16 protein-coding genes are annotated in these 17,967 nt (G+C 70.7%); 6 read left to right on the plus strand and 10 right to left on the minus strand.

Features of this window, described 5'->3' with window-relative positions; all coding sequences use genetic code 11:
* Positions 1-97: 97 nt before the first annotated feature.
* Together AC1VVG_RS26015 and AC1VVG_RS26020 are read left to right on the plus strand one after the other, a co-directional pair.
* A complete protein-coding gene (locus tag AC1VVG_RS26015; protein ID WP_069705315.1) occupies positions 98-778 on the plus strand; it encodes a response regulator in 681 nt (226 codons plus the stop codon).
* Positions 775-2,196 (plus strand): sensor histidine kinase, encoded by a 1,422-nt coding sequence (locus AC1VVG_RS26020; RefSeq protein WP_069705316.1) that lies wholly within the window; start codon positions 775-777, stop codon positions 2,194-2,196. The genes AC1VVG_RS26015 and AC1VVG_RS26020 overlap by 4 nt, the downstream gene beginning before the upstream one ends.
* A 42-nt stretch (positions 2,197-2,238) precedes the next feature.
* On the opposite strand, the gene AC1VVG_RS26025 is transcribed toward AC1VVG_RS26020, so the two are convergent.
* The 8 genes from AC1VVG_RS26025 to AC1VVG_RS26060 form a co-directional block, all read right to left on the minus strand.
* Positions 2,239-3,105, minus strand: a complete 867-nt coding sequence (locus AC1VVG_RS26025; RefSeq protein ID WP_049029624.1) for an MOSC domain-containing protein — start codon at positions 3,103-3,105, stop codon at positions 2,239-2,241.
* A gap of 89 nt (positions 3,106-3,194) precedes the next feature.
* Positions 3,195-4,148 carry an ABC transporter substrate-binding protein gene (locus AC1VVG_RS26030; protein ID WP_034191524.1) on the minus strand — a complete coding sequence of 318 codons (954 nt, stop codon included), beginning with the start codon at positions 4,146-4,148 and terminating at the stop codon, positions 3,195-3,197.
* A gap of 34 nt (positions 4,149-4,182) precedes the next feature.
* The gene (locus AC1VVG_RS26035) at positions 4,183-5,367 is read right to left on the minus strand and encodes a c-type cytochrome (protein WP_482836657.1); all 1,185 of its coding nucleotides are present in this window, start codon (positions 5,365-5,367) and stop codon (positions 4,183-4,185) included.
* A gap of 50 nt (positions 5,368-5,417) precedes the next feature.
* Entirely contained in the window at positions 5,418-6,233 is an 816-nt protein-coding gene (locus AC1VVG_RS26040) for an ABC transporter ATP-binding protein (RefSeq protein ID WP_124669373.1), read from the minus strand.
* Positions 6,227-7,318 (minus strand): ABC transporter permease, encoded by a 1,092-nt coding sequence (locus AC1VVG_RS26045; protein ID WP_482836659.1) that lies wholly within the window; start codon positions 7,316-7,318, stop codon positions 6,227-6,229. The genes AC1VVG_RS26040 and AC1VVG_RS26045 overlap by 7 nt, the downstream gene beginning before the upstream one ends.
* A 4-nt stretch (positions 7,319-7,322) precedes the next feature.
* Positions 7,323-8,357, minus strand: a complete 1,035-nt coding sequence (locus AC1VVG_RS26050) for an ABC transporter substrate-binding protein (protein WP_034191520.1) — start codon at positions 8,355-8,357, stop codon at positions 7,323-7,325.
* A gap of 30 nt (positions 8,358-8,387) precedes the next feature.
* Entirely contained in the window at positions 8,388-9,227 is an 840-nt protein-coding gene (locus AC1VVG_RS26055) for a class II aldolase/adducin family protein (RefSeq protein WP_124608397.1), read from the minus strand.
* A 23-nt stretch (positions 9,228-9,250) separates the two neighbouring features.
* A complete protein-coding gene (locus AC1VVG_RS26060; protein ID WP_049032552.1) occupies positions 9,251-10,336 on the minus strand; it encodes an LLM class flavin-dependent oxidoreductase in 1,086 nt (361 codons plus the stop codon).
* A 214-nt stretch (positions 10,337-10,550) separates the two neighbouring features.
* Here AC1VVG_RS26060 and AC1VVG_RS26065 point away from each other — a divergent pair, with 214 nt between their 5' ends.
* The gene (locus AC1VVG_RS26065; protein ID WP_482836662.1) at positions 10,551-11,885 is read left to right on the plus strand and encodes an acyl-CoA dehydrogenase family protein; all 1,335 of its coding nucleotides are present in this window, start codon (positions 10,551-10,553) and stop codon (positions 11,883-11,885) included.
* Between the two features lie 61 nt (positions 11,886-11,946).
* Here the strand turns inward: AC1VVG_RS26065 and AC1VVG_RS26070 are convergent, their stop codons facing one another.
* Positions 11,947-12,921: a LysR family transcriptional regulator gene (locus tag AC1VVG_RS26070; RefSeq protein WP_185733047.1), complete on the minus strand. Its 975-nt coding sequence runs from the start codon at positions 12,919-12,921 to the stop codon at positions 11,947-11,949.
* A gap of 17 nt (positions 12,922-12,938) precedes the next feature.
* On the opposite strand from AC1VVG_RS26070, the gene AC1VVG_RS26075 reads away from it, so the two are divergent.
* Positions 12,939-13,505: a cysteine dioxygenase family protein gene (locus AC1VVG_RS26075; protein WP_034191515.1), complete on the plus strand. Its 567-nt coding sequence runs from the start codon at positions 12,939-12,941 to the stop codon at positions 13,503-13,505.
* Positions 13,506-13,605: 100 nt separating this feature from the next.
* Entirely contained in the window at positions 13,606-15,231 is a 1,626-nt protein-coding gene (locus AC1VVG_RS26080) for a rhodanese-related sulfurtransferase (RefSeq protein ID WP_482836664.1), read from the plus strand.
* Positions 15,232-15,274: 43 nt separating this feature from the next.
* On the opposite strand, the gene AC1VVG_RS26085 is transcribed toward AC1VVG_RS26080, so the two are convergent.
* Positions 15,275-16,417 (minus strand): glycerophosphodiester phosphodiesterase, encoded by a 1,143-nt coding sequence (locus AC1VVG_RS26085; protein WP_482836666.1) that lies wholly within the window; start codon positions 16,415-16,417, stop codon positions 15,275-15,277.
* A 374-nt stretch (positions 16,418-16,791) separates the two neighbouring features.
* On the opposite strand from AC1VVG_RS26085, the gene AC1VVG_RS26090 reads away from it, so the two are divergent.
* Positions 16,792-17,856, plus strand: a complete 1,065-nt coding sequence (locus tag AC1VVG_RS26090; protein ID WP_482836668.1) for a phytoene/squalene synthase family protein — start codon at positions 16,792-16,794, stop codon at positions 17,854-17,856.
* The last annotated feature ends 111 nt before the right edge of the window (positions 17,857-17,967 follow it).

Raw genomic sequence — 17,967 nt, forward strand, 5'->3', positions numbered from 1 at the left:
GCTTGGCGGCCCCCGCGCAACCCGTGTTTCCGCGAGGCGTCGACATGGAAAGGATCATGTAATGTAGCGGCCTGTCGCTGACCTTACCGGAATCCCCATGCGCGTGCTGCTCGTCGAAGACAATCCGAACCTGGCCCAGTCGCTGAGCGATGCGCTGAGCGCCGCGCGCTTCGCGGTCGATCACATGGCGGACGGCGAGGCGGCGGACCACGTGCTGCGCACGCAGGATTACGCGCTGGTGATCCTCGATCTCGGGCTGCCGAAGCTCGACGGGCTGGAGGTGCTGCGGCGGCTGCGCGCGCGCCGCAACCCGGTGCCGGTGCTGATCCTCACCGCGCACGGGTCGGTCGAGGACCGCGTGAAGGGGCTCGATCTCGGCGCCGACGACTATCTCGCGAAGCCGTTCGAGCTGACCGAGCTGGAGGCGCGCGCCCGCGCGCTGATCCGGCGCAGCCTCGGTCACGAGCATTCGCTCGTGGCATGCGGGCCGCTTTCGTACGACAGCATCGATCGCAGCTTCCATCTCGCGGGCGAGCCGCTGTCGCTCACGCCGCGCGAGCGCTCGGTGCTCGAGGTGCTGATCCTGCGCAACGGCCGCGCGATCAACAAGGACACGCTGTCGGAGAAGATCTTTGGGCTCGACGAGTCGGTCAATGCCGATGCGATCGAAATCTACGTGTACCGGTTGCGCAAGAAGCTGGAGAACACGGGTGTCGCGATCGTCACGCTGCGCGGGCTCGGTTATCTGCTCGAAGCGAAGGCGGAGAACGACGAATGATTCGCCCGAACCTGCGCACGCAGGTCGCACTGTGGCTGCTGCTGCCGCTGCTCGGGCTGCTCGCGCTCGACTCGTGGCTCACGTACCAGCGCGCGATGAACGCCGCGCACGTCGCATTCGACCGTACGCTGTCGTCGTCGCTGAAGTCGATCCGCGAAGGCGTGCGGCTCAACGACGGCGAGATCGAGGTCGACCTGCCGTATCTCGCGCTCGAAATGCTCGAATCGAGCGACGGCGGCAAGATCTACTACCTGATCCGCGAGGACAACGGCCACACGATCACCGGCTACCCGGACTTGCCGCTGCCGCAGGGACGCGACGCGGGCGACGGCGAACTGTTCGTCACGCGCTACTACGACGTCGTGTATCGCGGCGAGCAGTTGCGGATGGCCGCGCTGCGCATCCCGGTGCACGACGTGCCGACCGCGCAGTCGCGCATCGTGTGGGTGATGGTCGGCGAGACGATCGAGGCGCGCCAGGCGCTCGCGCGCGAGATCCTGGTCGGGTCGCTGCTGCAGGAGGGCCTGCTCGTCGTGCTCGCGCTCGGGATCGTGTGGCTCGGCGTCGGGCGCGGGCTGCGGCCGCTGAACCGGCTGTCGGCCACCGTGGCCGCGCGCAGCGAGGACGACACGACGCCGCTCGATACCGGTGCGATGCCGAGCGAGCTCACGCCGCTCGTCGATTCGATCAACCAGTACATCGGCCGCACGCAGCGGATGCAGGTCGCGCGGCGCCGCTTCTTCGCCGATGCGGCCCATCAGCTGAAGACGCCGCTCGCGGCCGTGCAGGCCGGCGTCGAACTCGCGCTGCGGCCGGACGAGCAGCCGCGCGCGAACGGGCACCTGCGGCGTGCGAACGGCGCGGTGCGGCAGGCCGCGAAGATCGTCCAGCAACTGCTGTCGCTGTCGCGGCTCGATTCGGACAGCGGCCATGCGGTCGCGCACAAGCCGGTCGAACTGCACCGGCTCGCGCGCAGCGTGACGCTCGACTGGTCGCCGGTCGCCCGGGCGCGCGACATCGATCTCGGCTTCGAGCACGAGGCCGATGTCGACGTGCTCGGGCAGCCCGATCTGCTCGGCGAGATGGTCGGCAACCTGATCGACAACGCGATCCGCTATGCGGGCGACCACGCGGTGATCACGGTGCGCGTGTCGCGCGACGGCGAGCACGCGCGGCTCGACGTGATCGACAACGGGCCGGGCATCCCGGCGGACGAGCGCGACGCGGTGTTCGAGCGTTTCCATCGCGGCAGCAAGACGCAGACGGTCGAGGGAACGGGGCTCGGGTTGTCGATCGTGCGGGAGATCGCACGCGTGCATCAGGGCAGCGTGACGCTGGCCGATGCGGCCGGCGGCGGACTGATCGTGACGATCCGGCTACCGGCGGCGGCGACCGAGGCGGTGCCGCGCGCCGCGTGATCGCGCGTGAGAACGCGGGACGGGAAAGGGCGGTGGTCCGGCTCAGTCGCCGAACCCGATCTCCGCTTCGACCGGCTGGCCGATTTCGAGCCACGCACCGGCGCCTTCGACGACGATCGCATTGATGCCGAACGTCAGCGCGTCGTCGTGGTTCGGGTTCGCGCGATAGGTCTGCAGCGTGTCGGTCGGCTCGTGCGGCCACGCGGGGTCGGGCGCGCCGGTGGCCTGGTCGATCGTCGGCATCGGGCAGCGCGTGCACAGCTTCACGAGGCGCAGCCGCACCGGCGTGTCGCCGTCGGCGTCGAGGTGTTCGACGAAATCCTCCTCGTACGCGTCGAGATCCGACACGACGATGTTCGGGCGGAAGCGGTTCATCGGAATCGCCGGCGCGCCTTTCGCGGCGAGCCGCGCGTTCAGGTCGTCGAGCGACGACTGGCCGATCACGAGCAGCGGATAGCCGTCCGCGAACTGCGTGTGCGTCTCGATCTCGCCGGTCCATTTGCGGTTGCAGCCGCGGCGCGCGTCGGGCCCGAAGCGCGCGAGCTTCGTCGGCGTACCGAGGTATTCGGTGAGCCAGGCGGCCGTGTCGGCGCCCGTGTCGATCGCGTCGACGGTGTCGCGCCAGACGGTCGCCGCCATCCCGGGCGTCGCGGGCGATGCGTCGCCGTCGAGCGGCGTGCGGATTTCCGGCATGCCCGGCGCGTTCAGCACGAGCGCGTCGTTGTCGAATGCCGTGCGGATCAGCGCGAGGCGCGGGTGCGTGCGCTGCGTGATCATCTGCCCGTCGGGATCGGTGATCAGCCAGTGGCGGTCGTACGCGAGGCCCGTTTCGAGCAGTTGCGCACGCGTCAGCGCGATGCCGGCGCAGGATTTGATCGGATAGACGAAGAGTTCGGTGATGGCTGGCATGACGCTGGCTGAACGCGGGATGGTCGAATCGCGATTGTGCCAGATCGTGCCGAAGCCGTTTGGGCCGTTGCACGCTGCCGCGCGGCCGTTCAGGCGAGCGGAAAGCCCGTATCGAACGTCGTGCGCACGTCGAGCGGCTGGCGCAGCAGCCCGGCCTTCAGGTAGAAGTCGGCCGTGCGCTGCTGTTCGGCGATCACCGTCGCGTCGATCGGCAGCCAGCGCGTGTTGCGGCGCTCGAACTGCAGCTTCGCGGCGGCCGGCGGAATGCCGATGATGCGCGCGAGCGCCGCCGAATACGCGTCGACGTGCCGGTACGACCACGTCTGCGCGCGCACGACGCGCCGCAGGAAATCGTGCAGCACGTCGCGCTTCGACGCGATCGCCGCGTCGGTCGCCGCGAGATAGCTGAGGCCCGACCACAGCCCGCGGCCGTTGACCAGCACGCGTGCGCGGCCGCTCGTTTCGGCGAGCGCCGTGTAGGGCTCCCAGGTCGCCCATGCGTCGATCGAACCGGTGGCGAGCGCCAGCATCGTGTCGGCCGGCGGCAGGAAGCGGAACGACACCGCATCGGGCGGCAGGCCGGCCGCGTCGAGCGCCTTCAGCGTGACGAAATGGCCGATCGAGCCGCGCGTGGTGCCGATGCGCTTGCCCTTCAGGTCGGCCGCGCCTTTCAGCGCCGCGTCGGGTTGCACGAGCACGGCCGTGCCGTACGGATCGGAACGGTTCGCGCCGATCACCTTGATGCGGGCGCCCGACGCGAGCGCGAAGATCACCGGCGCGTCGCCGATCGGGCCGCAGTCGACGGCCGCCGCGTTCAGGGCTTCGGCGAGCGGCGCGGCGGCCGGGAATTCGGTCCACGCGATGTCGTACGCGAGGCCGTTCAGTTCGCCGGCCGCTTCGAGCAGCGCGCGCAGCCCGCCTTTCTGGTCGCCGGCGCGCAGCAGCGGCCGTGCGCCCGATTGCGCGCGCAGTGCGGCAGGCGCCGCGGCGATCGTGGCGAGGGCGCTCGCCTGTGCGAGGAAATGGCGTCGGGTCGGATTCATCGTGGAGTTCGGTTGGAAGAACGGGTTCAGGGATTCAATGCGGGAGCCCGGCCTGCACGTCGCGCACGGGTTCGGTGTCGACGCGCAGCAGCAGGGCGGTCAGCGCGTCGCCGCCGGCGGCCGGCACGGTCGGTCGTGCCGCCGCACTCGAGCGGCACAGCAGGTCGGTATCCGACCAGCCGGCGCTGCCCGGCAACGCGCGCGCCCGCAGCCAGCCTCGGCGATCGGCGAGCAGTTGCGTGCCGCCGAGCGCATCGGGCGCGATGCCGGCAATCGTGGCGAACGCGCGCCACGTATCGGGCGTCGTCGCGACGCAGTTCGCGCGCGTGCCGGTCGAGGGCGCCGCGACGGACGCGCCGCGTTCGGTGACGAGCAAGGTTTGCCAGCGCGCGTCTTCCGGCGGCGGCGGCGCGCCCGGCGCGAGCGCGACGATCCGCACGCGCTGGCCTTCGCGCCAGCGATCGAGCGGTTGCGGCGCGGCGTCGCCGCAGCGCACGTCGAGCGCCGGCAGTGGGACGGGCACCGGCCATGCGCCTTCCGCCTGTGCGCCGCTGCCCGCGGCCAGCGCCTTCAGGTAGTCGAGCACGGCCCACGTGTCCTGCGGGCCGAGTGTCGCGGCGAACCCGGGCATCGTCGACGCGCCGTGCTCGTCGCGTGTGCCGTGCCGCACGCGCCAGAACAGTTCGCCGTCGAGGCGCCGCGCGAGCAGCGTGCCGGCAAAGGTCGGCGGCCAGTGCGCGAGCGTGGCCGCGAGCGGCCCTTCGCCACGGCCGTCCGCGCCATGGCACGCGGCGCAGTGTTGCGCATACAGGTGCGCGCCGCGCATCACGCTCGATACGGAAAACGGCGCGGGATCGCGCTGGAAGCTCGTCGGCACGGCCGGCGCGAGCCACAGCGACAACGGCGGCCACGGCGCGAACCACGCGACGGCCAGCGCGGCGAGCGCGGAGGCGACACGCCGCCTGCGCGAAACGAGCGCGATGCACGCGAGCACGACCGCCAGTGCCGTCGCTGCGCACGCGAACGCGAGTTGCCGCGTCAGTCCGGCATCGATGCGCAGCGTTTCGAGCGCGATACGGTGCGCCCATGGCCACGCGCCCTGACCGTCCGCGTCCGCCGTCAGGCCGAGCGCGTGCAGCACACGTGCCAGCGCGATTTGCGCGCGATACAGCAGTTGCAGGAACGCGATCGCCCAGTCGGAGAAGAGCGGTGCGTTCATCGCACGCGCCAGAGCCGGGCAGCGACCGGACGTCGAACGGCACCCGGCATCTACCAGCTCGCGTCGAGTCCGAGATGCCGCAGCGCGTCGTGGCGCAATTCGGCGAGGCGCGGGTCGCCGCGATGGCGCGGGTAGGGCAGGTCGACGTGCAATTCGGCGACGATCCGTGCCGGGCGGGGACCGAACACGATCACGCGCTGCGCGAGGAACAGCGCTTCCTCGACGTCGTGCGTGACGAGCAGCGCGGAGAAACCGTCGCGTTGCCACAGCGCGGTCAGCTCGGCCTGCATCGTGAGCCGCGTCAGCGAATCGAGCTTGCCGAGCGGCTCGTCGAGAATCAGCAGGCGCGGATCGTTGACGAGCGCGCGGGCGAGCGCGACGCGTTGCGCCATCCCGCCGGACAGCTGATGCGGGAACACGTTCGCGAAGTCCTGCAGCCCGACGCGCGCGAGCGCATCGTCGACGCGATGCTGCGCGGTGCGCGCCACGCCGCGCGCTTCGAGGCCGAGTGCGACGTTCGCGCGCACGCGCCGCCACGGGTACAGCGTCGGGTCCTGGAACACGACGATGCGCGACGGATCGGGGCGCTCGATCGGCACGCCGTCCTGCGCGATGCGGCCTTGCCGTGCCGCGTCGAGCCCCGCGACGAGGCGCAGCAGCGTCGATTTTCCGCAACCGCTCGGGCCGAGCAGCGCGACGAATTCGCCGGCCGCGACCGACAGCGTGACGTCGTCGAGCACCGGCAGCGCACCGCCGGGCCCGTCGAACGCATGGCTCACGCGGCGAATGTCGATGCGCGCGCCGCGCGGCGCGGTGACGGCGGGTGCGGCGGCAACGGGGGAGTCCAGCACGGCGGCGCTTACCATTTGACGGTTCCTTTCTGCCACGCGAGCACACGGTCGCGCACCGCGAACAGCAGCGCGATCAGCCCGGAAAACAGCAGCGCCATCACGATCAGCGCCGCATACATGTTCACGTACGACGCCCAGCCCTGCGCCCAGCTCAGGTACCAGCCGAGCCCCGATTTCACGCCCATCATTTCCGCGACGACCAGCACCGTGAACGACGCGCTCAGCCCCATGAAGATGCCGACGAACACGTGCGGCAGCGCGGCCGGAATCGCGACGCGCAGCACGAGGAAGCGCGCGTTCGCGCCGAGCGTGCGCGCGACGTCGTAGTACTGCTTGTTGACGCTCGCGACGCCCGACCACGTGAGCACCGCGACCGGGAAGCCGGTGGCGAGCGCGATCAGGAACGCGGCGGCCGAATAGCTCGACGGGAAGAAGTAGAACGTGAGGGGCAGCAGCGCGGTGGCCGGCACGGGGCCGAGCACGCGCAGCACCGGATGCACCCAGTAGCCGATCCGGCGCGACCAGCCGATCGACACGCCCACCGCGAAGCCGACCGCGACGCCGTACGCAAACCCGAGCGCGAGCAGCCTCAGCGTATTGCCGGCGCTGCCCGCGAGTCGCGGCCAGTCGTCGACGTAGACCTCGATCAGCGCCTGCGGCGGCGCGAAGAACGGCGTCGGCAGCCAGCCGGTTTTCGCGGTGACGATCTCCCACGCGGCGAGCACGAGCGGCAACGCGACGAGCCACGGGCCGGCCGGGCGTACGCGGGCGAGCCGCGTGCGCGTGGCGGGGACGAGATGGCCGAGCGTCGCGGCGGCCAGCAGCAGTGCGGCGATCGTCCACGCGGCCGTGCCGAACGTGTCGGTGTACGCCCAGTCGCTGAAGCCGACGATGCGGTTCGGCCACAGTTGCGTGAGCGCGCCGAGCGCGGCCCACGCGAATGCGGCGACGATCCCGGTCGGCCAGAGGCGAGCGCGGCGCGCTTCGGCGGCCTGCGTGGCTTCGCAGGCCGTGCAGGCGACGCGCGCGGACGGGGCGGCACTGCCGCCGGCAGGTACCGGCGCAGTGCGGGCGGCGGAAGCGTGCTCGATCGTCGACATCGCGTTACCCCAGTACGTTGGCGTAGACCTGCTGCGCGAAGCGCTGCGGGTCCGTGCTCTTCTTCAGCACGCTGATGCGGCGGAAGTCGTCCGCATAGAACGCGATCTCCTGCTGCAGGTCGACGTTGGTCGGGTGATGCGTATAGGTGAGCGTCGCGTACAGCTTGCGCAGATCCTCGGGGTCGATCTTCGGCGAGTATTTCGCGAACACCTTCGCGGCTTCGTTCGGGTTGTCGTGCGTGTATTCGGTGGCCTGCACGATCGAGCGCGCGAGTGCGGCGGCCGACGGCCGGTCGTTGCGGACGAGATCGCCGCGCGCGCCGATCACGCAGCACACCTTGCGCGCGTATTCGCCGGACAGGTTCGTCGCGAGTTCCGTGTACGCGCCGTTGCTGCGCTTCTCGAGCAGATAGAGGTTCGGGTCGCCGTCGGCGATCGCGTGAATCTCGCCCTTGTCGACCGCGACGCCGAGCAGGTCGGCCGGATACTGCCGCCAGGTGATGTCGCGCTCGGGATCGATCCCGTTCTTCGCGAGCAGGATCGAGAAGAAGTGCTTGCCGGGCGCGGCCAGATCGCTGACGCCGACCGTCTTGCCCTTCAGCGCCTGCAGCGTCGTGACGCCGGCCGCCTTCGCGCCGAGCAGCCGCACGCAACCGCCGTGCGAACTGCCGATGATCTTCACGTCGAAGCCGGCTTCGAGCGGCTTGAGCCAGCGGTGGATCATCCCGACCGCCGCATCGGCCTTGCCGGTCGCGATCGATTCGAGCAGCTGGTCGGTCGAGCCGCTGTAGTTGATCAGCTCGACCTTCAGGCCGTTTTTCTCGAAGAAGCCGCGCTCCTGCGCGACGACGATCGGCGTCAGGCAGAACGCGTTCTGGTTCCACGCGAACGTGAGCTTCTTCAGCGGCGGCGCGGACCATGCCTTGCGGCCAAGCGTGATCGCCGGCGCGGCGAGCGCGGCGGCGCCGGCCGCGCGCAGCAGCCGGCGGCGTTTGTCGTCGTGCGCGCCGGCGGGCGCGGGTGCGGTGGTGTGGGTCATCGTCTGGTCTCCGGTCTTGCGGAAAGGCGCTCAGTCGAGCAGGTCGGGTTCGTCGGCGAGGACGCGCGCGAACAGGCTGTCGAACGCATGCAGCGCACCGTCGGGGCCGCCGATCTGGCCGTGCGTGTGGCGCGCGGTGGCGTGATCGATCGGCTGCGGCGTGCCGGCCGCTTCCGCCAGCAACTGCGTGTGCGCGACGTTGTCGAGCGCGATGTACCACCATGCGGCGGCCTCGACCGTCGGGCCGGCCGTCAGGATCCCGTGGTTCTTCAGGATCACGCCCTTGTGCGTGCTGCCGTCCGGTTTCGCGAGCGCATCGGCGATCCGTGCGCCTTCGCTGGTATCGACGACCATCCCCGTGAAATCGTCGAACAGCGCGTGATCCTCGTAGAACACGCATGCGTCCTGCGTGAGCGGATCGAGCGGACGGCCGAGTGTCGACCACGCCTTGCCGTAGGTCGAGTGCGTGTGCGCCGCGGCGACGACGTGCGGATGGGCTTCGTGGATCGCCGCATGGATCGCGAATGCGGCCTTGTTCAGCGGCCGCGTGCCGATCGCGGTCTCGCCGCGGGCATTCACGAGCAGCAGGTCGGACACCTTGATCTGCGAGAAATGCACGCCGAGCGGGTTCACCCAGAAGTGATCGGGCAGCTCCGGATCGCGCGCGGTGATGTGGCCGGCGAGGCCCGACGCGAAACCGAAGCGCGCGAACAAGCGGAACGCGGCCGCGAGCCGCTCCTGCCGGTGGCGGCGCTCGGCGGCGACGTCGATGCGCGGCGCGGTCGGGTCGAACCAGAAATGCTGGCGCGGCGCTTCGGCGAGTTCGAGGCCCGATGCGGTGCGCACGGGCGAGGACAGGACGGCGGACATGATGAGGTATCGCTCCGTTGGGCTCAGGCGGCGCGACGTGCGGCGTCGCGGGCGGCGACGGCGCCGCGCACGCGCGGAATCAGTTCGCGGCCGTAGTCGATCGCGTCTTCCAGCGGGTCGAAGCCGCGGATCAGGAAGGTCGTCACGCCGAGGTCGTAGTAGTCGAGCAGCGCATCGGCGACCTGCTCGGGTGTGCCGACGAGCGCCGTCGAGTTCGAGCGCGCGCCGGTGAGCTTCGCGATCTCGGTCCACAGCCGCTTGTCGACGCGCGAGCCGCGATCGGCCGCGGCAAGCAGGCGGCGCGCGCCTTCACTCTGCTGCGGGCCGCCGGCGCCGAGGCCGGCCGCTTCGCGCAGGCGGCGCGTTTCGTCGAGGATGCGGTGCGCGCGCGCCCACGCTTCGTCTTCGGTCGCGGCGAGGATCGGGCGGAACGACACCGAGAAGCGCACCTGCCGGCCGTGCTTCGCGGCTTCGGCGCGCACGCGGGTGGTCAGGTCGCGCACCTGGTCGAGCGACTCGCCCCACAGCGCATAGACGTCCGCGTGCTTGCCGGCCACCGCGAGCGCGGCTTCCGACGCGCCGCCGAAGTAGATCGGCACATGCGGCTGCTGGAACGGCTTCACTTCCGAAAAACCCTGCGTGAACCGATAGTGCGCGCCGTCGTGATCGAACGGCTGCGCTTCGGTCCAGATCCGCCGCAGGATGCCGAGGTATTCGTCGGTGCGTGCATAACGCGCGTCATGGTCGAGGAAATCGCCGTCGCGCTGCTGCTCGCTGTCCGAGCCGCCGGAGATGAAGTGCACGGCGAGCCGGCCGCGGCTGAACTGGTCGAGCGTCGCGATCTGCCGCGCGGCGAGCGTCGGCGCGGTGAAGCCCGGACGATGCGCGAGCATGAAGTGGATGCGCTCGGTCGCGGCCGCGGCGAACGCGATCGTCAGCGTCGCCGACGGGCCGGTCGAATGATGCGGCACGAGGATCCGGTCGAAGCCGGCCGTTTCGTGGGCGCGCGCGAAGTCGCGCACGTAGTCGGGATCGACCACGGGGCCGGACGCCGGGTGGATTTCCGACTGCTTCTGGCTCTGGATCATGCCGATGAATTCGACGCTCATCTGGGTCTCCGGTGCGGGGATGTCCCGGCGCACGGCCGGGCAGGAATGGAGCGCAGGTTAACGCCGGGATCATGCGGAACGGAAATAATCAATCCCGATTTGAATATCAGATTTGCATGGTTTGGGCCGGATTGCGTTACGCATACGCTGTGGGCTCGTGAATGATCGGGCGCGCGTTGGCGCCGTGTTTGCACTCCCCAGGGAATCCGTCTCGATGTCCGCCAGCCTTGCCGCTTCCTCGCCGTCACCGCAGCCTGCGCTGCGTCTCCTGCCTGCCGACCCGGCCGACGATGCGAACGACGCACGCGTCGCCGCGCTGCTCGACCGCCTCGCGCCCGACCTGGCCGCCGATGCGGCCCGCAACGACGCCGACGGCCGTTTTCCGCACGAGAACTTCGCGCGGCTGCATCGCGCGGGGCTGATCGCGCAGGTCGTGCCGCGCGAGCATGGCGGCGGCGGTGCGACGCTCGCGCGGGCGAGCCGGATCGTGGCCGCCGTCGCGCGGGCAGATCCGGCGACCGCGCTGGTGCTGACGATGACCTATCTGCAGCATCGCGCGCTCGGCCGCGCCGACAACCGCTGGCCGGCCCCGGTGCGGCGCGCGGTGTTCGGCAGCGCGGTTGCGCACGGCGCGCTGATCAACGCGCTGCGCGTCGAGCCGGCGCTCGGATCGCCGTCGCGCGGCGGGCTGCCGGCCACCATCGCGCGCCGCGACGGCGACGGCTGGCGGCTGTCCGGCCACAAGCTCTACAGCACCGGCATTCCGGCACTGCGCTGGCTGGCCGTGTGGGCGCGCACCGACGAACGGGAGCCGCGCGTCGGCGTGTTCCTCGTGCCGCGCGACCGTGACGCCGATGGCGAGCGCATCCGCGTGATCGAAAGCTGGAACCACCTCGGCTTGCGCGCATCGGGCAGCCACGAAGTCGTCTTCGACGACGTGCGGCTGCCGGCCGATCACGCGGTCGACGTGCGTGCACCGGGAGAGTGGGCCGTGTCGGCCGCGACCCATGCGGATGCCGACGCGCAGGCCGACCAGCAGGCGTGGATGGTCGTGCTGCTCGGCAGCCTGTACGACGCGGTCGCGCGGGCGTCGCGCGACTGGCTGGTCGAATTCGCGACGACGCGTGCGCCGAGCGGGCTCGGTGCGCCGCTCGCGACGTTGCCGCGCGTGCAGGAAGCGGTCGGCGAAATCGAGGGCTGGCTGCACACGAACCGCGTGCTGCTCGACGATCTCGTCGCGCGCACCGATGCGGGCAATGCGCCGTCGGTCACGACGAGCGGCCTCGTCAAGCGAACCGTGACCGAGCACGCGATCCGCACGGTCGAGCAGGCGTTGAAGCTGTCGGGCAATCATGGGCTGAGCCGCGCCAATCCGCTCGAACGCCACTATCGCGACGTGCTGTGCAGCCGCGTGCATACGCCGCAGGACGACGCGATCGCGGTGGCGGCGGGGCGGGCAGCGCTCGACGCGGCGAGCGCGAGCGACACGACGGCCGGGGCGGGCGCAGCGCCACGCGACGACGCCGAACGTGGTCGACCCGATGCGTGAGCGCGGCAGGGTTGCCGCGCAGGGAAACCGGGCGGCGCGCAGCAGGCGCCGCCCCGTCCGGTCAAGCCGCCTTGCCGTGCGACTGCTCGGGCACCGCGAACGCCGTGCGCGCGTGCGCGGCGACGGCCGCGAGCGGCGCGTCGAAGCGGGCCGCATCGTGCCGGCGCAGCAGCCACAGATCGATCTGCGGCTTGAAATCGGCGAGCGGCACGATGTCGAGCGCGTCGCGCAGCGGGCTGCCTTCGACGAGCGGCAGCGGCATCAGCCCGATACCGAAGCCGTTCGCGACGCTCTGCAGTTGCAGGTCGCGGCCGTAGGCGTCGAGCGTGACCGGCATCGGCAGGCCCTGCGCGTCGAGCGCGCGCCGCAGCCCCGCGCGAAAGCCGCAGCCGTCGGGATTGAGCACCCAGCCGCGCGCGTGGCAATCGGCGAGCCGGTAGCTGCGGCGCGGCCAGTCGCCCTTGCGGCCGACCGCGACGAGCCGCGTGGCGAGCAGCCGTTCGCCCTCGACGTGCGCCGGCAGCACCATCTCGCGTGCGAGGAATACGAGCGCCGCGTCGAGTTCGCGGCGCGCGACGCGCTCGACGAGCGCGCCGCCCCAGGCCGTCGCGACCTGGGTCGCGAGCGCCGGCCACTGCGCGGCGAGTTCGGCGATCAGGGCGGGCAGCATCAGTTCGCCGAGTCCCTGCGTGAGCCCGAGCCGGAATTCGCCGGCGGGCGGCTGCTCGCCGGCCGTCAGCTCGCGCAGCGCATCGACCTCGCGCAGGATCGCGCGACACTGCTCGAAGACCCGCCGGCCGATGTCGGTCGGGCGCGGCGGCTTCGTATTGCGGTCGAGCAGGGTCACGCCGAGCGCTTCCTCGAGATTCTGGACGCGCCGCGTGATCGCGGGCTGCGTCATCCCGAGCTCGGCCGCGGCCTGGCTCAGGGTCTGGCAGCGGACGACCGCTGCAAAAGCATCGATATCGCTAATTTTCATGTTTGTTCTGCATGGTCTTTCGGGTGCATCATGACGATCCATCATATTCGGCATCATATTCGAGGAGACGGCCGATGAGTACGCTTTCGTTGCAGCAGACGCCGCTGCGTCCGTTCGTCGACGGTCTGGGCACGCTGCTCGCGTCCGGCGCGAACGAGGCGCGCATTCTCGACGAGGGCGGCGCGCTGCTCGCCGCCCTCGTCGAACACGACGACTGGTTGCCCGACGCGTTCGCGCAGCCCGATCCCGAGCGCTATCGGCAATACCTGCTGCATCTCGACCCGGACGAGCGGTTCTCGGTCGTCAGCTTCGTGTGGGGGCCCGGCCAGACGACGCCGATCCACAACCACACGGTGTGGGGGCTGATCGGGATGCTGCGCGGCGGCGAGTTCTCGCAGCCTTACCGGTTCGACGCGGCAGGCAAGCCGGTGCCGGCCGGCGACGCCGTGCGGCTGGCGCCGGGCGAGGTCGAAGCCGTGTCGCCGCGCATCGGCGACGTGCATCGCGTGACCAACGCGTTCGCCGATCGCGTGTCGATCAGCATCCACGTGTACGGCGCGAACATCGGCAAGGTCGAGCGTGCCGTGTTCCTGGACGACGGCACCGTGAAGCCTTTCGTGTCGGGTTATTCGAATGCCTGACGCGGAGCCCGTCGGCGCGGCCCGTTGCGGGCATGCGCCGGCAGCACCAGAATCGACCCGTTTCGCTTTTTTCACCGACTTCAACGTTTTCAGAGACATCGTGACGCAATCCGCCGATTCCCTTTCCCGTTTTCCCGTCGCGTCGTACCAGGAGGTGCGCGCGCGGCTGCTGGCCCGCGACGAGCTCGCGCTGATCGACGTACGGGAGGAAGATCCGTACGCGCGGGGCCATCCGCTGTGGGCCGCCAATTTTACGCTGTCGAAACTCGAACTCGACGCGTGGACGCGGATTCCGCGCCGCGACACGCCGATCGTCGTGTTCGGCGAAGCGGGCGGCGAGGATCTCGCGCCGCGCGCGGCCGAGAAGCTCGCGCAGCTCGGCTACACCGACGTGCGGTTGCTCGACGGCGGTCTCGCCGGCTGGCTGGCCGCGGGCGGCGAACTGTTCATCGACGTGAACGTGCCGAGCAAGTCGTTCGGCGAATGGGTCGAAGCCGAGCGTCATACGCCGTCGCTTTCGGCGCAGGAGGTGCAGGCGCTGATCGATGCGAAGGCCGACGTCGTGATCGTCGACGCGCGCCGGTTCGACGAATACCAGACGATGACCATCCCGACGTCGACGAGCGTGCCGGGCGCGGAACTCGTGCTGCGCGTGCGCGCGCTCGCGCCGGATCCGGCGACGCAGGTGATCGTCAACTGCGCGGGCCGCACGCGCAGCATCATCGGCACGCAGTCGCTCGTCAACGCGGGGCTGCCGAATCCGGTCGCGGCACTGCGCAACGGCACGATCGGCTGGACGCTGGCCGGCCAGACGCTCGAGCATGGCGCGGCGCGTCGCTTTCCGGACGAGATCGACGCGACGCAGCGCGCGCAAGCGCGCCAGGCCGCCCGGGCGGTGGCCGAACGCGCCGGCGTGCCGCGGATCGCGCTGGCCGACGTCGCGGCGCTCGACGAGCCGGGCCGCACGCTGTACCGCTTCGACGTGCGCACGCCGGAGGAATACGAGGCCGGCCACCTGCCGGGCTTCCTGAGCACGCCGGGCGGCCAGCTCGTGCAGGAGACCGATCATCACGCGGCCGTGCGCGGCGCGCGGATCGTGCTCGCCGACGACGACGGCGTGCGCGCGGACATGACCGCGTCGTGGCTCGCGCAGATGGGCTGGGACGTGCGCGTCGTGGAACCGGCCGGCGCGGCGGCGTTCGGCGAGCGCGGCCAGCCGCCGCGCGACGTGCCGGCGACGCCGCCCGCGACCGAGGTGTCGCCCGCGACGCTCGCGGGCTGGCTGAAGGAAGCGGCGCCCGGCGAACTCGCGATCGTCGACGTGACGGCCAGCGCGAATTACGTGAAGCGCCATGTTCCGGGCGCGTGGTTCGCCGTGCGTGCGCAGTTGCGTGACGCGCTTGCCGCGATCCCGCCGGCGAAGCGCTATGTGTTCACGTGCGGATCGAGCCTGCTGGCGCGGTTCGCGGCGGACGATGCGCGTGCGCTGCTGCCGGCGTCGGCCGGCATCGCGGTGCTGACCGGCGGCACGGCCGCGTGGATCGACGCCGGACTGCCGCTCGAAAGCGGCGAGACGCGTCTCGCGTCGCCGCGCGTTGACCGCTACCGGCGCCCGTACGAAGGCACCGACAATGCGGCCGCCGCGATGCAGGCGTATCTCGACTGGGAATACGGGCTGGTCGACCAGTTGAAGCGGGACGGCACGCACCACTTCAACGTGATCTGACCGATACGGTGCGACCGGGCGCGCCGCGCCCGGTTCGCGCGTGTCAGCGCTTGAACGTATCGACGGCCGTGCGGCCGACGGCCGGATCGTCGGTGAAGAAGCCGTCGATACCCGCGCGCAGGTACGCCTGGATCTCGCGCACCGAGCCCGCCGTGTTGCGCGTGGCCGGCGTGCCGCCATCCTTCAGCGACGCGGGCAGGAAGTTGTTCTCCGGGCGGAACGTGTACGGATGCACGACGAGGCCGGCCTCGTGCGCGTCGCGCACGTACGGTGTCGGCTGCTGCAGCGTGCCGTCCGCGGCGACCGCGATGATCGACGTCTTGTACGGCCCCACGCCGTTCGCATAGGTCGCGATCTCGCGCATGCCGTCGCGCGTCGACAGGTCGCCGTAGGTGCGCTTGTCGTTCGCCTTCACGAAGTCGTACGGGCGCTGGCCGGCTTCGTCCATCAGCTGCACGAGCTTCCAGTTCGGCTGGGTCGACTTGATCCGGTTGCGGATCGTCTTCAGGTTCGCGACCTCGAACGACTGGATGTAGACGGTCGCCGTGCGCGACGTATAGGTATCCTTCAGCAGCGCGTCGACGAGACGGTCCTCGAGCGGCAGGTTGATCGACTGGAAGTAGGTGGGATGCTTGGTTTCCGGATACAGGTGGATCGTGCGGCCGGTCTGCGCGGACATCTGCTTCGCGAGCGCGACGATCTCGTCGAACGTCGGGATTTCGAACTGGTCGTTGTACGCGGTGTTCGCGGGGCGCACCTGCGGAATGCGCTCGCGTGCGCGCAGCGTCTTCAGTTCGGCGAGCGTGAAATCCTCGGTGAACCAGCCGGTCAGCTGCGCGCCGTCGATCGTCTTGGTCGCCTTGCGGCTCGCGAACTGCGGCAGCGCGGACACGTTCGTCGTGCCCGAGATCTCGTTCTCGTGGCGCGCGACGAGCACGCCGTCGCGCGTCGGCACGAGGTCGGGCTCGATCACGTCCGCGCCGTCCTCGATCGCCTTGCGGTACGACGCCAGCGTGTGTTCGGGGCGCAGCGCGCTCGCGCCGCGATGGCCGACCACCTGGACCTTCGCGGAAATCGGCTGGGCGGGATCGCGCGTCAGATCGTCGCCGCCGCACGCGGCGAGCAGGAACGCGGCGGCACAGGCGAACGGGACGTAGCGCGGAGAGGTCGGGCGCTTGAAGAGCATGTCGATGAACCTTCGAAACGGGAGTCGGAAAAGGGGCGGTCGGTCCGTCGGCGCGGCAGGGGGCCGTGCCGCACGGGATCGAACGGTGCGCGATCGTCGCACCGAATAATTACATATGTATTACTTCGACCTTTCCATTCTGCTTTTTCAGGTCGCGATGCGCGTGGCGGGGGCGTCGACGATGGCCTGGCGGGCGCCGCGATCCGGCCGCCGCCGGCGGCCCGCGCGCCGGATGCACTAAACTTGCGGGAATTTTGCATCGCCGCGCCGGGGCGGACGCCCGCCTGACGCGACGATGCGGCGACTCGCGGCCGGCGCGGGCGCCCGGCGCCCGTGGGCGTCCGGGGCCCGCGCCGGCCGATTTTCCCCGACCCATGACGACTCGAACCGATTCCGCCTTCCTGCTCGGCGACCTGCTGAAGAACGTTTCCCGCTCCTTCTACCTGACGCTGCGCGTGCTGCCCGACGGCATGCGCGACCCGGTCGGCCTCGCGTACCTGCTCGCGCGCGCGGCCGACACGATCGCCGACACCGCGCTCGTCGCGCCCGATCGCCGTGCGGCGCTGCTGACCGGCCTGCGCGACGAGATCGAGCGCCTCGGCCACGGCGTGGCGTTGTCGCGCGCGCTCGAGGACGTGACGCGGATGCAGACCGATTCGCACGAACATGTGCTGCTCGGCTCGATGACGCCGATGCTCGCGCTGTTGCGCGCGCAGCCGGATGCGGATCGCGCGTCGATCCGCAAGGTCGTCGCGACGCTCACGTCGGGGATGGAATTCGACCTGCGCACGTTCCCCGACGAGCAGTCGGGGCAGGTCGCGTCGCTGCCGACGCGCGACGCGCTCGACCGCTACACGTACCTCGTCGCCGGCTGCGTCGGCGAGTTCTGGACCGACATGACGGGCGCGCACACGCGCGCCGCGCGCGGCTGGGACCTGCCGGACATGCGCGGGAAGGGCATCCGGTTCGGCAAGGCGCTGCAGATGACCAACATCCTGCGCGACTGCGCGAAGGACCTGCGCATCGGCCGCTGCTATCTGCCGGACGACGTGCTGGGCGCGCACGGGCTGAGCGTGGCCGACCTGATGCAACCGGACGCGTCGGCGCGCGCGCGCGGCGTGCTGGTCGACCTGTTGCGCGTGACGCTCGACCAGTATCGCGACGCGTGCCGGTACACACTCGCGATCCCGCGCCGTTTCGTGCGGCTGCGGCTCGCGTGCCTGTGGCCGATCATGATCGGCCTCGAAACGCTCGAGCTGCTGGCCGGCCACGATGCCTGGCTCGATCCGGCGAAGCCGGCCAAGGTGCCGAGAAAGCGCATCTACCGGATCATGGCGTCGTCGCTCGCGCTGGTCGGCTCGAACGCGGCGATCCGGGCGCGCACGACCGCGCTGGCGGACGCGGTGGCCGCGCGGCTCGCCGGCCCGGCATCACGCTGACACGCGCCGGCGCGGCGCGCCGGCATCCCCTTCGGCCCGCGTTCGCCGGGCCCGTCCTGTCCGATTTTCCCCACACGAACTGAAACGTTTTCATGATTTCGTTTCGCGAAA

This window comes from Burkholderia sp. L-4, from assembly GCF_056856535.1.

Excerpts from the sequence above, each read along its gene's own strand:
- AC1VVG_RS26015 (WP_069705315.1), top strand. The coding sequence starts at position 98 with ATGCGCGTGCTGCTCGTCGAAGACAATCCGAACCTGGCCCAGTCGCTG.
- AC1VVG_RS26020 (WP_069705316.1), top strand. The coding sequence starts at position 775 with ATGATTCGCCCGAACCTGCGCACGCAGGTCGCACTGTGGCTGCTGCTG.
- AC1VVG_RS26025 (WP_049029624.1), bottom strand. The coding sequence starts at position 3,105 with ATGCCAGCCATCACCGAACTCTTCGTCTATCCGATCAAATCCTGCGCC.
- AC1VVG_RS26030 (WP_034191524.1), bottom strand. The coding sequence starts at position 4,148 with ATGAATCCGACCCGACGCCATTTCCTCGCACAGGCGAGCGCCCTCGCC.
- AC1VVG_RS26035 (WP_482836657.1), bottom strand. The coding sequence starts at position 5,367 with ATGAACGCACCGCTCTTCTCCGACTGGGCGATCGCGTTCCTGCAACTG.
- AC1VVG_RS26040 (WP_124669373.1), bottom strand. The coding sequence starts at position 6,233 with ATGGTAAGCGCCGCCGTGCTGGACTCCCCCGTTGCCGCCGCACCCGCC.
- AC1VVG_RS26045 (WP_482836659.1), bottom strand. The coding sequence starts at position 7,318 with ATGTCGACGATCGAGCACGCTTCCGCCGCCCGCACTGCGCCGGTACCT.
- AC1VVG_RS26050 (WP_034191520.1), bottom strand. The coding sequence starts at position 8,357 with ATGACCCACACCACCGCACCCGCGCCCGCCGGCGCGCACGACGACAAA.
- AC1VVG_RS26055 (WP_124608397.1), bottom strand. The coding sequence starts at position 9,227 with ATGTCCGCCGTCCTGTCCTCGCCCGTGCGCACCGCATCGGGCCTCGAA.
- AC1VVG_RS26060 (WP_049032552.1), bottom strand. The coding sequence starts at position 10,336 with ATGAGCGTCGAATTCATCGGCATGATCCAGAGCCAGAAGCAGTCGGAA.
- AC1VVG_RS26065 (WP_482836662.1), top strand. The coding sequence starts at position 10,551 with ATGTCCGCCAGCCTTGCCGCTTCCTCGCCGTCACCGCAGCCTGCGCTG.
- AC1VVG_RS26070 (WP_185733047.1), bottom strand. The coding sequence starts at position 12,921 with ATGATGCCGAATATGATGGATCGTCATGATGCACCCGAAAGACCATGC.
- AC1VVG_RS26075 (WP_034191515.1), top strand. The coding sequence starts at position 12,939 with ATGAGTACGCTTTCGTTGCAGCAGACGCCGCTGCGTCCGTTCGTCGAC.
- AC1VVG_RS26085 (WP_482836666.1), bottom strand. The coding sequence starts at position 16,417 with ATGCTCTTCAAGCGCCCGACCTCTCCGCGCTACGTCCCGTTCGCCTGT.
- AC1VVG_RS26090 (WP_482836668.1), top strand. The coding sequence starts at position 16,792 with ATGACGACTCGAACCGATTCCGCCTTCCTGCTCGGCGACCTGCTGAAG.